Origin of the sequence: Silvibacterium acidisoli, from assembly GCA_022870745.1 — a bacterium.
Taxonomy (GTDB): Bacteria; Acidobacteriota; Terriglobia; order Terriglobales; family Acidobacteriaceae; genus Silvibacterium.
On sequence record CP085323.1, the window covers coordinates 4337268 to 4351977 of the forward strand.

Genomic DNA, 14710 nt, shown 5'->3' on the forward strand with positions numbered 1-14710 from the left:
CTCTTAATTCTTGCCGCGCAGATCGAGCACACTGCGCACCTCGGCTTTGAACAGTTCCTGCGCCTGCTTGACCAGCGGATTATCCATCGCCAGCGCCTGTACGCTACCCTGCGGAGCAGCCTTCGCCGGCCGCGACCCAGCCTGCGCCAGGCCTTCACCTGGGAGAAATATCAGCTTCGCGCTGATGCCCAGCGACCGCAGCGTTTCGCGCCCGATCTTCTCCGCCTCGGCGTTGAAGGTCAGCTCGAGCATCTTCTTTTTGATGTTGACTGTAGCCTCGATGGTGTCGCCTTTTTGCGACCATTCGCCGTTATTCAGCAGAACCGAGGCCGTCTGGTGCCCCTTGGCGTCAAAAGCCTGGCAGACAGCGTCCCGAACCGCGTCCAGATCGATGCCTCCCGGCGCAGGCGGGGGAACGGCGGCTGCCTCTTGCTCTTCCGATGTTGCCTCCTCCTCTTCGACGACGGTCGCGGCAAGGATGGCTTCGGGAGCGAGCGCCAGGGCACCCACTGTCTCCTCAAACACGGGCTCGATCACGCCCACCGCTGGAGCCTTCGCTGCTTCGCGGGCGGGCGGTTCTTCGACTGCTACTGCAGAGATTGTGGGAACCGACTCACCGCCAAAAGGCGATTCCATGAACTGGGTGGGACGAGGCTCGACACTCTCCGCGATCGCAATCGGACGCGAAGTTTCGGCCACGACCGGCTTCGTCTCCGTCTTTGCTTCGGCGATCGGTTCGACGGCCATCCGCTCGGTCTTGCGCTGCCGGTCTGCCTCAAACGGCGAAAAAGCAGGTTTGGCGGGCTCGGCCGGACGCGCGGATTCTGCTGGTCTCTGCGAAGCAGCTTCGACTCTCGGCGGAGCAGCGTCGACTCTTTGCGGAGCAGAAGCAGGACGCGCCGGGGCCATAGCAGGCCGTGACGGAGCGCCGCCAGAACCCTGCGACCGTGTACCGCCACCCGTACCCAAAGACCCGGCAGGCAGCTTGCTCAGCAACTCCTCCACCGGCAGCAGCCGCTGCAGGTGAACCAGCTTGATCAGGCCCAGTTCCAGGTGGAAACGCTGTTCCTGGCGATAGTTCAGCTCGTCAAAGGTCCGCAGCATCACCTGCAAGAAGCGCGTGAGATCTTCTTCGGAGAAAAGCACGGCCGAACGATAGGCACGCGCCCTCTCATCCGGGGAGATCTGCAGCAGCTCCGAGTTCTCACCCGCCAGCCGCGCCATCAGCACGTTTCTCAGGTAGCGGACAAACTGCCGCGCCAGCTGCGACGGACTGTTTCCCGCATTCAGCAGCCGGTTCAGCTCCTCAATCACCGCCGCCGACTGTCCGGCGCTAATGGACTCCATCAGCCGCTCAAAAACAGCGTTTGGAACCGTACCCATCAGCTCGCGAATCTGCGCGGCATCGAGCTTCGCCAGCCCATTCTCCATCGGAGCCGACGCAATGGCCTGGTCCATGATCGACAAAGCGTCTCTCATGGATCCGTCGCCGGCCTCGGCCAGCAGCGCAAGCGCGTCATTGTCAGCGGCAATGCCTTCGGTGGTGGCTATTCCGCGCAGCTGCGCCAGGATGTCGTCGAACTTCACCGCATGAAAACTGAAGTGCTGGCAGCGCGAGCGAATGGTCTGCGGAAAATCCTCCGGCTGCGTCGTTGCCATCATGAAGACAACATGCTCCGGCGGTTCCTCGAGCGTCTTGAGCAGGGCGTTAAAGGCGGCATCGGTGATCTGGTGCGCCTCGTCGAGGATGTAGATCTTGTACTTATCCCGCGCCGGGCGGTAACGGGCCGCATCGCGCAGTTCGCGAATTTCGTCGATACCGCGATTGGTGGCGGCGTCAATCTCGATCACGTCGACGGCGTTCCCGGCCTTGATCTCCGTGCAGGACTCGCAGACGCCGCAGGGCTCGGGCGTGGGACGCTCCGGCGAGCCGATCGCCGTCCGGCAGTTCAAAGCCTGGGCCAGGATGCGGGCGATGGTGGTTTTTCCAATGCCGCGATGGCCGGAAAAGATGTATCCATGTGCAATGCGGCCGAGCGAAAGCGCATTCAGCAGCGTGCGGGTGACGTGATCCTGCCCGGCAACGTCAGAAAACCGCTGCGGACGATACTTGCGAGCTAAAACCTGGTAAGCCATCAGAAAGGTTGATTGTATCGGTTAACGGCCCCTCCCTGCACGGCCTCCAGCTGCGGAAAAAATAGTTGAACACCCCGGCAGCACCGTCCGTCTTAGCGGATAACTGCAGGGCGGGCAAGGAGTGGAATTGCAGAGGGCGGATGACGATGAATTTACGGCTTTCGTCGAGCGGCATTCGCGCTTCGTTTTCCGCGTCGCCTACGCCGTCCTGCGCAACAGTCATGACGCGGAGGACGCTGCACAGGAGATGTTTTTCCGGCTCTATCGCAAAGGGGGATGGCGTGATCTCGATGACGAAAAGGCATTTCTGGCGCGCAGCGCATGGCGGATCGCAGTGGATCGCCTCCGTCAGCGCCAGCCTGCGGAAGATGAGGCGGATATGACGGAATTCCTCGCCACCTCGCCCAGCCCGGAGCAGGCGGCCATCGACGGAAACATGCGGACACTAGTGCAGGAACTGGTCGACCGGCTGCCCGAGCAGCTTCGGCAGCCACTGGCGCTCTCGGCGATTGAAGAGATGAACTCGAAGCAGATCGCGGCAGCCATGGCGATTCCCGAAGGAACGGTAAGAACCCGCCTGATGCGAGCTCGCGAGCTGCTGCGCGAAAAACTGACCACGATGGAGGCAAAGGGACATGTCCGGCAGAGATCCTGAACTCGACAAGTGGGACCAGTGGATCGACCCGGCTCTCGAAGAGTACGCCGCCTCACGCGATGAAGACAGCCCGCGCCGCATCACCGCCGGAACCATGCGCCGCATCGGCGACTGGCGCAGTCGTAGACGAAGGATTCGCTTCCTGGAGTTTGCGGGAGGGCTGGCATTCGCTTGTGCACTGGCGGCTGTGTTGCTGCTGCACACGCGTTCAGTTTCGCCGGTACCGGTCACAACGGTCGCGAGTGAGACCCGATCAGCGCCACCTGAGTTCCACTACGCCCCGCATGAGACGCCTGCGACTCCTGTGCGACGCCGGCAAGCCAGCTTGGTCCGCAAGCAGGGCGGCGAGCCAAGGCAGGCTGCTCCGAGGTTGGATCAGTTTCCAGTTCCATCCGCTTTGTCGTCCGAAGAGCGGACGATGATCGCCTTCACCTCGCGCTCCCACGTAACGGCGCAAGAAGTGCGGCAATTGCAATTCGGAGCACCAAGGCCGCTGAAGACGCCGCCCATTGAAACTCCTGAAATACAGACAGCCGCTCTAAGAATTTCACCCGTAGTCCCCCAATGAGAAAGGAAGTCCGAATGCAAACTCTAGTGCGAATCTGCCTTATCTCCCTCTTGTGTGCGAGCGCCTCGTGCCAGGGAATGGCTCAGAACGATCAGGCAACCCAGCGCGCCAGTCAGAGCTTTTACCGGCTGACTCTTCGCTTGCTGGAAGTCGACTCTTCCGGAAAGGTCATTAATAGCCGGACTTACATTACGAATACCGGTACCCACGACACGGGCCCAATCGCGATTCGCGCAGGTACACGCGTCCCTGTTCGGACCTCCGACAAAGGGGATGTCCAATACATCGATTCCGGGGTCAATGTAGATTTTCGCAATCCTCTGGAAGTGAATGGGAAGATGGATATCCAGGTGGATTTGCAGCTCAGCAGTGTACCCACCGGGTCTCCCACCGATGGAAGCGCACCTTTGCTTCGGCAAAATACATGGCGTTCTGAAGTAAAGGTCCCATTGGATAAGCCGACAGTGATCTTTTCCTCGGACAATCTCAGCGACAAAGGCACGATGCGGATCGAGCTGACAGCGACGCGCGTCGAGTAATGCCAGCCAAGGCGCGATAAGATCTTCCCATGCAAGAGGAAGTCCGCTTTCGCGCCGCCACAACCGATGACATCGTGCGCCTGAGAACATTGATCGACGAATCCGTACGCGCACTGCAGCCCGGCGACTATTCCCAGGCCCAGATCGAAGGCGCGTTGCAAGGCACGCTCGGCGTGGACAGCCAGCTCCTCGACGACGGCACGTGGTATGTCGTGGAGTTGCCTGGCGCGGCGGCCGGCACGCCGCTCATCGCGGCCGGCGGATGGAGCCGCCGCAAAACCCTGTGCGGAGGCGATGGCATCTCCGACCGCGACAGCGGGTTCCTCGATCCGGCCAAAGACTTCGCCAAGATTCGCGCCTTCTATGTACATCCGGACTGGGCGAGGAAGGGAATCGGTACCCGGCTGCTCGAGCACTGCGAAAACGCGGCGCGTGCCGCCGGATTCCATCGCTTTGAAATGGGAGCCACGCTGACCGGCGTGCCGCTCTACAGGAAATACGGCTACATCGAAACCAGCCGGTTCACGACTCCGCTGCCGAACGGCGAAGCGCTCGAGATCGTTCGAATGGAAAAATGCGACGCGGGATATGAGTTGCGAAGGGACACTTCAGGTCCCTTCAGCCACTAAGCGGATTTTGCTGCTTTCTTAGCCTTGCGGGCGCGGCGCCTGATTTCGTCCGGCGAGTACATCGATTTGCGGCAGCTTCCGGCACCGCAGTTGCAGAACGCGCCGTCTTCATCGCCATCGTAAAGGTTGTAGTCATAGGTAAGCTCTTCACCCGCTGCAATGTCGCGAATCGCTATCACCCACACCTTGTTGCGAATTTCCCGCGTCTCCGCGTTCGGGTCACAGGAATGATTCACGAACATCGCCAGCCCATGGCCGTCGATGACCTTCTCACCATCTCCGACACCAAACAGATAGGTTGTGGGCGAGTCCTGGTACTTCAGGTCCGCAGCTTCCTTGGAGATGCGCGGCCCCGTGTATTCCACGATGCGGGTGCCTTTCTTGATGGCCGAGGTGGTGTAGCACCCAGCCGCATGAATCTGCGAGGAGCGAATGATTAAAGACATGGCGTGATTGCGCTGAGTATAGCAAGTTGCATTGCTCCATGCGCCGCCTCTTCTGCGAAAATAAACGCGTGGAGCCACGCGCAGAGTACCAGCAACGACTCGCCTCCCTCGAAGCAGAAACCGTACGCCTGCAACTGGGCGACCGACGCTATGTCATTGCAAAGATCATCGCGTGCGTCATCCAGTTTGCGGCCGCAGTCTGGCTTGTCCGCTACGATCGTGCTCATCTGTATCTCTGTCTCATCTTGCTGATTGCCTTCATCGTGATCTTCTTCCTGCACGAAAAGCTACTCCGGAAGAAGCGTCTCCAGGAGCGTGTCAGCCGCTTCTATGCGCGCGGTCTGGCCCGGGTCAACGGCCAGTGGGCCGGTACCGGATCCGCCGGCGACCGCTTTCTCGATCCGGAGCACCCCTATGCACGCGACCTCGATCTCTTTGGCGCGGGCGGACTCTTTGAGCTTCTTTGCTCAGCGCGAACCCGCTCCGGAGAAGAGACACTCGCGGCATGGCTGCTCCATCCCGCGTCGGCGCAGGAAGCCGAAGCCCGCCAGCAGGCCATCACCGAGCTTGCCCCAATGCTGGACTTTCGCGAAAAGCTGGTCATCGCCGGCGAAGACCTCACGCATAGCGGACACTCGCAGAGCTTCGCCGCGTGGGCGGAAAGCAACGAGCGTTTCAATCCGATGTTTGCCCGCGTGATCGCGCCAGCGCTCACCGTGGTGTGGCTGCTGTCGCTGATCGCATGGTGGCTGAAGGACTGGGGCGCAGCCGCGCTGGCAATGAGCTTCATCAATCTCGCCTTCAATTACCGCTATCGCACCCAGGTTGCACATTCTCTCGCTCCCATGGAAGAGGCGACGTCCGAACTCGGCCTGCTGGCTGCGATCTTCAAGCTGCTGGAACAGCAGTCCTTCACGAGCGAAAAACTGAGATCTTTGCAGCAGCGCCTCTCTGCCGCTGGCTGCTGTCCCTCACGGGCGCTGGCAGTCCTCGAAAAGCGAGTCGACTGGCTGGAATCGAACGACAACTGGTTCGTCAAGATCATTGCGCCGTTCGTCTTCTGGGCGCCCCAGTGGATCGGCGCCATCGAAAACTGGCGCACGCGCTACGGAGCTTCGGTACGTGACTGGTTGCTCGTCATCGGCGAGTTCGAAGCACTCTCTTCGCTGTCCACCTTCGCCTTTGAGAACCCTGGGTATGTCTTCGCCACCTTCGCACCCGAAGGCCCGCGCCTCGAGATCGAATCCTTCACGCATCCGCTGCTGCCGCGCGAGAAAGCCGTAGCCAATGACCTGCGCCTCGACGCCCGCCTGCAGATGCTGCTCATCAGTGGACCCAACATGGCAGGGAAGAGCACCTTCATGCGCGGAATCGGTGTAAACGTAGTGCTCGCCATGGCAGGCGCTTCCGTGGCCGCACGCCGCATGGAGCTTTCACCCCTCAGCGTGACCGCCTCCATCTGCATCCTCGATTCGCTGCAGGGCGGCCTGTCGCGCTTCTACGCGGAGATCATGCGCCTCAAAAAGATCGACGATCTCAGCCACGAAGCCGTGCCTGTCCTCTTCCTGCTCGACGAGCTGCTGTCGGGGACCAACTCACACGACCGCCGTGTCGCCACCGCATCGCTACTGCGCAGTCTCATTAGCCGCGGAGCCATTGGGTTGGTTACCACGCACGATCTCGCCCTCACCCGCATCGCCGAAGAGATGAACGGCAGCGCCGCGAACTACCACTTCGGAGACACCTTCAAAGATGGCCAGCTGCACTTCGACTACCGGCTCACGCCCGGTGTCGTGCAGACAACCAACGCGCTGGAGTTAATGCGATCGATCGGGATTGACGTGTAAGAACGTGCTGCCCTGCAAACGATGGCTGCAGCCCACAGGAGAAGAAGCTGCTCGAATTGTCATCCCGAACGCAGAGAGGGGTCTCGATGCTTCAGGGAGCGGAAGTGCAGGTTCCCCACCACGCCAGGAATGACAACCCGGTTCCTACTGGCAAACTTAAAAAACGAGCATATTCCGTAGCCCGCACGTCCTTCCATTGCAATCGAAGGAGAGCCTCATGGCAAAGATCGGAGCCGCACTCTTCCTCTGCGCAGCAGCAACCGCAGCTGCCTACGCACAAACCTCCACGCCGCTCCAGCCGAAGCACTACCGCATGGTCTTCGTCGTATCGAATGCTGCAGAATCGGAATCGCCGCAAACCCTGACGCTCGATGTGCCGGTAAGCAGCGAACGGCGCGGCATGGCGCAGACCTCGATGTCATCCATGCTTACCGAGAAACCGGACAGCGCAGCGCAGGAGACGCTTCAATGCACGGATGTACAGGAATCTTCAACCGGGCTCAGCGCTCGAGTTGCTTTTTCGGCCGACTCTACCTCGCAGGCTCGCCTGGTTTCGGGAGAGCCGATTCACAGCAACCTGGTCTTTAACAAGCTGATCGACGTGAAACTCAACACGCCCACCGTAATTACGGAGCCTATGCGTCGCATGTCGCTGCACCAGGGAGTCGCGGTTCCCGGGAAAGACGAGTCTCCCGCTCCGCAGATCACAGTGACTGTTACAGAAATTTAGCTAAAAAGAAGCCCCGGTTTTATCCGGGGCTTTTAGTTGACAGGAGCTGGCTAATTAAAAGCCACCGGCAACTTCGATCCGTTCGCCGGTGATCCACTTCGCGTCATCCGAAGCCAGGAAGACCGCGACCGGTGCGATGTCATCCGGCTGACCGGCGCGTCCAAGTGGCGTTTGCGAGACTGCGTGGTTCTCAAAATCAGAGCCGACGATGCCCGCGGTATGGGTTCCTTCCGTGATCACGAGGCCGGGGTTCACCGAGTTTACGCGAATCTTCTTCGGTCCAAGTTCTTTGGCGAGCACGCCCGTGATCGCATCCACGGCGCCCTTGGTTGCCGTGTAAATTACCGAGGCGGGAGGGGTGATGCGCGAAACTACCGAACCGATGTTGACCACGCTGCCGCCGCGGTCGCCGAACTGCTTCACGGCTTCGCGGGTGGCCAGGATCAGGCCCAGAACGTTGGTGTCGAACTTCGCGTGGTAGTCCTCAGCCGTCACCGACTCGATCGGGGAGAAGCTATAAACTCCAGCGTTGTTCACCAGCACGTCCGCGGGGCCGAAAGCCTTCTTCGTCTCTTCAAAGAGCTTTACCACTTCGGCTTCCTTCGCCACGCTGCCGCCAATCGCAACAGCCTTGCCGCCCTTGGCCTTGATCTCGCTGACAACCTTCTCCGCGCCTTCCTTGCTCGACGAGTAGTTCACCACCACCGATGCGCCTTCCGCCGCAAACGCCTTCGCAATCGCCGCGCCAATGCCTTTGGAAGCTCCGGTTACCACCGCTACCTTGCCACTAAGCTTGCTCATATCGATTCTCCTGTCGGCATCATTTCGATGATTGCCTAACTGTCGAATAGATGAGGAGACCCCGGTAAGGATTCAAGTGTGCAAAAGAATTTTTCTGAGTGATTTTGAGTCAGATCTTGTTCAGTTCCGAAAGGTACGCCTGCAGGACATCTCTCTGCAGGGCGAGGCGGGCAAACTTGCCCTCGCGCTTAATCTCAATCAATCCGGCGGTTTCCAGTTCCTTCATGTGGTGTGAAAGCGTCGCGGGAGAGATGTCGTGCTGTTCCTGCACTGCGCTGCACGGTGAAGATTGACCGCAACAGTGGCTCAGTTGCCGAAGAATCTCAACCCGGCGCGGTTCGGAAAGAGCACGGGCGATCTGCGCCATCTGCTTTTCCGTTAACTGAATTGTGGCGGGCCCAGCCATCTTTTCAAGGTTACACCTTCGGCCCGAATTAACCTGCCGTTTACATGGCGTTTAAACTTCCGGGCATCCAGTCAGGGTAGGAGGTACCACCCGAGATGGCGCAGAGAGAAGCAGGCGATTTCACTGAAATGGATAATGCCGGAATTTCAGGCACGCACTGGAAGATCATGTTCATCTCCGGCATGGGCTTCTTCACCGATGCTTACGACCTTTTCATCATCGGTGTTGTTATGGCAATGCTTAAGCACATGTGGACGATTACCAAGCTCGAAGAAGGCCTGGTCGAGTCCACTGCCTTGCTTGCCTCGGCCCTGGGAGCGTTGCTCTTTGGCCGGGTTGCCGACATGCTCGGCCGCAAACGAATCTACGGCGTCGAGGTTCTGGTGCTTGCCGCTGGCGCTATCGGCTGCGCTTTCGCTCCCAACATTCTCTGGCTCATCGCCCTGCGCTTCGTTCTCGGCGTGGGCATTGGCGGGGATTATCCTGTCTCCGCCACCATCATGAGCGAATACGCCGGCAAGAACACCCGCGGCCTGATGGTCACACTGGTCTTTGCCATGCAGGCCGCCGGGCTCATCGTCGGTCCGCTCTTCGCATCGGCGCTGCTTGCCGCGCACATCTCGCAGGACATCACCTGGCGCATCCTTGTTGCCTTCGGAGCCGTGCCCGCCCTTGCCGTCTACTGGCAGCGCCGCCAGCTTAAGGAAACGCCGCGCTTCCTCCACGCCCATGGCAAGGAAGAAGACAAGTCCGGCAAAGTCGTCAGCATCGACGGTCACAAGAATGGCCAGCAGTCCGTTTCCTTCTGGGATGGCTTCCACCGTCTCGTGAGCGACAATAAGGTGCTTTACCGGCTTGTGGGCGCCTCTGCTGCGTGGTTCCTGATGGACTTCGCCTACTACGGCAATACGGTCTCGAGCCCCGCTGTGCTTTCCTCGCTCGGTAGCGATCACACCCTGCTTCAGAAGACGCTCACCCAGCTTGGCATCTTCGCTGTCTTTGCTGCTCCGGGCTACGCGGTAGCCGCGCTGACCATGGATAAGCTTGGCCGCAAGACCATCCAGATAATGGGCTTCGTGATGATGGCCATCAGTTTTGCGGTGATGGCACTTGTGCCCAACATCGAAAAGATGGTCTGGCCCTTTGTCTGCATCTACGGCATCAGCTTCTTCTTCACCGAGTTCGGTCCCAACGCGACCACGTTCGTATATCCGTCTGAGATCTTCCCGGTGCGCGTGCGTACCACCGGCCACGGCATTGCGTCCGCCATGGGCAAGCTGGGTGGCTTCGTCGGTGTCTTCAGCTTCCCGTACTTCTTGCACTGGCACGGCCTTATGGCAGCAGAATCCGCGGCGGCCATCGTGAGCCTGCTGGGAGCGATCGTCACCTGGTTCCTGCTCCCGGAGACAAAGGGCAAGAGCCTCGAAGAGCTCTCGAGCGAAGCTATCACCCCGGCCGAGAGAGCGGCTTGAGCGAGTGCAAATTCCTGTCATTCCGGGCAAAGAGGGGAATCCATACGCGTGCAGCGGCGAAAGAGCAGGTTCCTCCCTGCGTTCGGAATGACAGAAATCGATGACAGGCAGGCGACCGAAGGCAAGGATGGCGAGTGCTAGCCATTTGCCTGCACATGCAAAGATTCGCTCCCCAGGGGCTTCAGCCCACGAGGTGCCGCACACGCCGTACACTGTCTTCGATGAAGCTCGCCGCTCTCGCCACGATTTGCGCTCTCACGCTCCTCTCCGCCCACGCCCAGCAGCCGGACAGCTGGGAGGGTGAGTGGGGCGAATTCCATAAGATCTCTTCCGTTCCTGCTGCGCCTGCCGAGGGCGCAACGCTCTCCATTACCGATTGCAGCGGGAACACCTGTAAAATCTCTGCTCTGTCGCAGGGAACTTCGAATTCGCATTGTGACGCTGATGGCACCCTCACCATTACCAGTGCTTCCCAGGCCACCGCGCACCTCATCGCCTTCGGTGAAGAGAAGTGCTCGCTGACGCTGCTCCGCAGTGAAGGTACACCGCCTTCGATCGAAGCCGAACCTGGTAAAGGCGATTGCGCCTCTTACTACTGCACGCCCGGCGCAAGCCTGACGCAGCGATACGCCTTCCGCTCGCGCAGCCAGTTTTATGGAGACGACGAAGCCGCCTGCTTTGCGGAGCCGGCCCCCTCACGCGCGGCCATCTGCGGAAGCAAATCATTAGCCGACCTGCAGAACCAGTGGCGCGATCTGACATTCGAGGTAGCGGACCTTGGCTCGCCCCGTGTTGACGAGCGAGAGGAGCAGGCCAGGCTTCTCGCATCCTGCGATCATTCGACGGACGCCGCAGCCTGCCTCGACAAAGCCTTTCACGCGTCCATGGATCAGTGGAACGAGCGCAAGCAGAGCTGGCTCAACTCGGTCACGCTGCCGGGCGATGAGGCCGAAGCGGCAAAGCAGTCTGAAGCCATCAACGGACGCTACGTACACAGCTTCCGCAACGGAAACGTCCAGGGAGATGCCTACCGCTCGACGGACACGCTCAACATCGCGCGGCTATCGGGCGACAGCATCAGCTACTCGCTCGAGCTCAACTTCTTCAACGGACACTCCTGCAGCCGCAAGGGTGTCGCGACGTACCGCAAAGGCGGCTTCTTCGTCGACAAGTCCAAGGGAGTCACTGCGGAGAAAACCTGCTACTTCGAAGTCATCCCTACAGAAAATGGAGTAAAGCTGGGCGACCCAACCGGAGCCTGCCGTGAAACCGATTGCGGCGCACGTGGCGGCTATACCGATGCCGGATTCTCCTTCCACGAAAAAGTACAGGAATTCAGTAAGTAGTCGGGCGCTCTTTTCGCGCGTAGACAAGTGCCCAGGCAATGAGAGGGAACTGCAGAGACAGGCGGACCCATAGAACCCACTCCGGGATCGTGAAAAAGCGCATCGCGTGTTCGATCATGTAGAGATGCACGTCGAGGAAGACGATTAACATGGCGGCGATGCCCAATGCTGCCGTCCGGCGCGTCTGCGGCAACAGTAGACCGAGTCCGCCGGCGATCTCGGCCACGCCGCTCAACTGCACCATCAGTGCCGGGTGCGCATAATGATCCGGCATCACAGCCAGGTAGAACGCCGGATGCCAGAAGTGGTTGATCCCGGCGGCCATGTAGAACAACGCCTGTGCATAGATCCCTGCCCGTCGCCATCGCATAAATTTAGGATGCCTGGTGAGGCTCGCTGCAGATACCTCATCCATGACTGCTTTTGTCTCGGGCGGGCTCTGAGGTTAGGACGAATGTCCGATGACAAATACGCAGGAGTACCATTCCATAGCATCAGCCGTCCTTCCAAAATCAAGGAGCCCCTGCATGTCATTGCCGTCCGTGTCGTCCTTGTCCCGCCGCAAATTTTTCCGCTTGACCAGCTCCCTCGCTGCCACTTTGTCTGCCGCTCCGCTCATGCATGCTGCCCAGGGCTCGACCGAAACAGCAGGTGAGGACTACTACGCAAAGCTGGGCGTAACAAAGATCATCAACGCAGCCGGAACCTACACCACGCTTACCGCGGCCTGCATGCCTCCGCAGGTGGTCGAGGCCGTGCGTGTTGCAGCTCTTCATCCGGTTCGGCTGGCTGATCTCCAGCAGAAGTCCGGAGCCTACCTTGCCCAGCGCTTACGCTGCGAAGGAGCCGTCGTGACCTCGGGGGCCTGTGGAGCCATTACGCTTGCGACGGCGGCCTGTCTGCAGCATGCCAACAACTGCGATCCGCTCGACCTGCCGCAGAAGGCTGACACCATGAAGAAGCGTCAGGTGATCGTGCAGAAGGCGCATCGCTACGGCTACGACCATGCCATGTTTTTAGCCGGAGCGCGCGTGACCGAAGTCGTTACCATGGACGACTACAAGCGGGCCTGCGATGCGGGCGACGGCGTGATGACGAACTTCTTCAACGCCGCCGAAGATGAAGACGGCATCGCCGGAACCGCGCAGATCGGCCGTGAGGATTGGCTGCGCGTCGCGCACGATCACGGCATCCCGTGTCATATCGATGCGGCGGCGGACATGCCGCCCATCTCAAATCTCTGGAAGTACACCGGCATGGGCTTCGATCTGGTGTCGTTCTCGGGAGGAAAGGGAATTCGTGGCCCGCAGAACGCCGGACTGTTGCTGGGTAGAAAAGAGCTCACCGACCTCGCCTATCAGAACAACAATCCCAACGAAGGCGTAGGCCGCGGCATGAAGGTCGCCAAGGAACAGATCGTTGGCATGGTTGCCGCCATCGACTGGGTACTCTCACACACCGAAGAGCAGATGCAGGGCGACTACCAGAAGCGTGCCGACCTGATCGCCGGCATGATGAAGGGCATACCTTCCGTGACCACGCTCACCGTCACGCCGCGCATCGCGAACCACGTGCCGCATCTGTTGATCCGCTTCGATCCTGCTGTTACCGGAATGACCACTAAGCAGATCGTCGACAAACTGCGCAGCGGCACTCCGTCGATCGAACTCAATCCCAACACCGGTCACAAGCCAAACCAGGGGATTCCATCCGACGCGAACACGCTGGTCGTAGGCGTGTGGATGCTCCAGCCCGGCGAGGATGAGATCGTGGGGCAGAAGATCCGTGCCGCGCTCACCAAGGCTTAGCCAAGAGGACAAAAAGGCAGGCGCGGGCTTCGGCCCGCGCACACAAGCCATGCTGCTTACCAGCGGCGGATTCAGCCGCTAAGGCAGGGCTTAGTTGATCAGCATCCATGATGTCCCAAACCGATCTTTAAGCATCGTGAACCGGTTTGCGAAAAACGTATTCTGCAAAGGCATGACTATCTCCGCGCCTTCGCCCAGGATCGCAGCGATACGGTCGACCTCTTCCACCGACTCCAGATCCAGCGTGAGATAGACGCTTCGCATCGGTTGAAATTGCTCGGGCGGCAGGTCGCTTGCCATTACGGTAGCCCCGCCGAGCACCAGGTGCGCGTGCATCACGTAGTTCTCCTGTCCGGGCGGAATGCTCTTCGCACCAGGCATGTCCTTGAAGTGCCGCAAAGAGTCAATACGCGCTCCGAGGTGCTTCTCATAAAATCGCAATGCCTCTTCGCAGTTGCCGCCATAGCTCAGATAGGTACTCAGCTTCATGTTTCCTCCGGTGAATCAGACTCAGTGGCAACAGCTCGCAACCTTCTTCGCGGCTTCATACTCGTCATGACGCTTCACAAAATCCATAGTGGCCTTTTCATTGCGGCCCAGCGGAGCTCGATCGAGAATCATCATTGTGCCAAGCAATTCGTCCAGCCCACGGTCATAGCTTGAGTAGGTGTGATACACGGTGCCATCTTCATCCTTGTAGAACGCGCTCATGCCCGGAGACTCCGTTCCATCTTCCTTAGGCTGCGCCCTCACCGAGGTTTCCGTGTAGTTGCGCACCGCTTCTCCTGAGTCCAGATGCTCCGGATGATGTGAGACGTGAAAGTCGTAGTTGAACCCCGTTCCGTTCGACGACGCCCACGGAAACTGCCAGCCCATCCGCTTCTTATATTTCTCGATCTCCGCTAACGGAGCGCGCGATACAGCAGTGTACGTCACATCGTGGTTGTTCAGGTGGGGAAGCGTGCCATCGATGTGGTCGCTGAGAAACGAGCAGCCGGGGCAACCGGCTTCCCATCCGGGAGCCAGCATGAAGTGATAAATGATGAGCTGGCTGCGTCCATCGAAGAGCTCCGCCAGTGTCTTTCTGCCTTCAGTTGTGTCGAAGACGTAATGCTTCTCCATCTTCACCCATGGCAGGGCCATGCGCTCCCTCATGAGCGCGTCGCGCTGATGGGTGTATTCTTTCTCCCTGGCGAGCAGGGCTTTGCGTGCCGCGGTCCACTCCTGCTGCGAAACAACCTCATGATTCAACATGCGTGATTTTCTCCAGTATTCGAAATGGAATAGCGCACGGACTGCTTGACATCTTACGTTGATATCAACATAA

General features: G+C 59.6%; 16 protein-coding genes. 9 read left to right on the forward strand and 7 right to left on the reverse strand.

Annotated elements, in window-relative coordinates:
* Positions 1-3: 3 nt before the first annotated feature.
* Positions 4-2136: a DNA polymerase III subunit gamma/tau gene (gene dnaX, locus LJD29_RS18070; RefSeq protein ID WP_446742965.1), complete on the reverse strand. Its 2133-nt coding sequence runs from the start codon at positions 2134-2136 to the stop codon at positions 4-6.
* A gap of 127 nt (positions 2137-2263) precedes the next feature.
* Here dnaX and LJD29_RS18075 point away from each other — a divergent pair, with 127 nt between their 5' ends.
* The 4 genes from LJD29_RS18075 (at position 2264) to LJD29_RS18090 (ending at position 4527) form a co-directional block, all read left to right on the forward strand.
* Complete coding sequence (locus tag LJD29_RS18075; protein ID WP_446742966.1) at positions 2264-2791, forward strand: RNA polymerase sigma factor; 528 nt, start codon at positions 2264-2266, stop codon at positions 2789-2791.
* Positions 2772-3359, forward strand: coding sequence for a hypothetical protein (locus tag LJD29_RS18080; RefSeq protein WP_446742967.1), 588 nt, complete (start codon positions 2772-2774; stop codon positions 3357-3359). The genes LJD29_RS18075 and LJD29_RS18080 overlap by 20 nt, the downstream gene beginning before the upstream one ends.
* 77 nt (positions 3360-3436) lie before the next feature.
* Positions 3437-3898: a hypothetical protein gene (locus LJD29_RS18085; RefSeq protein WP_446742968.1), complete on the forward strand. Its 462-nt coding sequence runs from the start codon at positions 3437-3439 to the stop codon at positions 3896-3898.
* Positions 3899-3927: 29 nt separating this feature from the next.
* A complete protein-coding gene (locus LJD29_RS18090; protein ID WP_446742969.1) occupies positions 3928-4527 on the forward strand; it encodes a GNAT family N-acetyltransferase in 600 nt (199 codons plus the stop codon).
* On the opposite strand, the gene LJD29_RS18095 is transcribed toward LJD29_RS18090, so the two are convergent.
* Positions 4524-4973, reverse strand: a complete 450-nt coding sequence (locus LJD29_RS18095) for an SET domain-containing protein (RefSeq protein ID WP_446742970.1) — start codon at positions 4971-4973, stop codon at positions 4524-4526. The genes LJD29_RS18090 and LJD29_RS18095 overlap by 4 nt on opposite strands.
* Positions 4974-5041: 68 nt before the next feature.
* On the opposite strand from LJD29_RS18095, the gene LJD29_RS18100 reads away from it, so the two are divergent.
* Both LJD29_RS18100 and LJD29_RS18105 read left to right on the forward strand, forming a co-directional pair.
* Complete coding sequence (locus LJD29_RS18100; RefSeq protein WP_446742971.1) at positions 5042-6820, forward strand: MutS-related protein; 1779 nt, start codon at positions 5042-5044, stop codon at positions 6818-6820.
* 217 nt (positions 6821-7037) lie between these two features.
* Complete coding sequence (locus LJD29_RS18105; protein ID WP_446742972.1) at positions 7038-7550, forward strand: hypothetical protein; 513 nt, start codon at positions 7038-7040, stop codon at positions 7548-7550.
* A 54-nt stretch (positions 7551-7604) separates the two neighbouring features.
* Here LJD29_RS18105 and LJD29_RS18110 read toward each other — a convergent pair whose 3' ends face one another.
* Complete coding sequence (locus tag LJD29_RS18110; RefSeq protein ID WP_446742973.1) at positions 7605-8351, reverse strand: SDR family NAD(P)-dependent oxidoreductase; 747 nt, start codon at positions 8349-8351, stop codon at positions 7605-7607.
* A 109-nt stretch (positions 8352-8460) separates the two neighbouring features.
* A complete protein-coding gene (locus tag LJD29_RS18115) occupies positions 8461-8718 on the reverse strand; it encodes an ArsR/SmtB family transcription factor (RefSeq protein WP_446742974.1) in 258 nt (85 codons plus the stop codon).
* Between the two features lie 134 nt (positions 8719-8852).
* Here LJD29_RS18115 and LJD29_RS18120 point away from each other — a divergent pair, with 134 nt between their 5' ends.
* Entirely contained in the window at positions 8853-10229 is a 1377-nt protein-coding gene (locus LJD29_RS18120) for an MFS transporter (RefSeq protein WP_446742975.1), read from the forward strand.
* A 221-nt stretch (positions 10230-10450) separates the two neighbouring features.
* Positions 10451-11575, forward strand: a complete 1125-nt coding sequence (locus LJD29_RS18125) for a hypothetical protein (protein ID WP_446742976.1) — start codon at positions 10451-10453, stop codon at positions 11573-11575.
* On the opposite strand, the gene LJD29_RS18130 is transcribed toward LJD29_RS18125, so the two are convergent.
* A complete protein-coding gene (locus tag LJD29_RS18130) occupies positions 11565-11945 on the reverse strand; it encodes a DoxX family protein (protein ID WP_446742977.1) in 381 nt (126 codons plus the stop codon). The genes LJD29_RS18125 and LJD29_RS18130 overlap by 11 nt on opposite strands.
* A gap of 205 nt (positions 11946-12150) precedes the next feature.
* Between LJD29_RS18130 and LJD29_RS18135 the strand changes: the two genes are divergently transcribed.
* On the forward strand, positions 12151-13383 hold the full coding sequence (locus LJD29_RS18135) for a selenocysteine synthase (protein ID WP_446742978.1): 1233 nt from the start codon (positions 12151-12153) through the stop codon (positions 13381-13383).
* Positions 13384-13473: 90 nt separating this feature from the next.
* Here the strand turns inward: LJD29_RS18135 and LJD29_RS18140 are convergent, their stop codons facing one another.
* Entirely contained in the window at positions 13474-13872 is a 399-nt protein-coding gene (locus tag LJD29_RS18140; RefSeq protein WP_446742979.1) for a VOC family protein, read from the reverse strand.
* Positions 13873-13893: 21 nt separating this feature from the next.
* Positions 13894-14637, reverse strand: a complete 744-nt coding sequence (locus tag LJD29_RS18145; protein WP_446742980.1) for a DUF899 domain-containing protein — start codon at positions 14635-14637, stop codon at positions 13894-13896.
* Between the last annotated feature and the right edge of the window lie 73 nt (positions 14638-14710).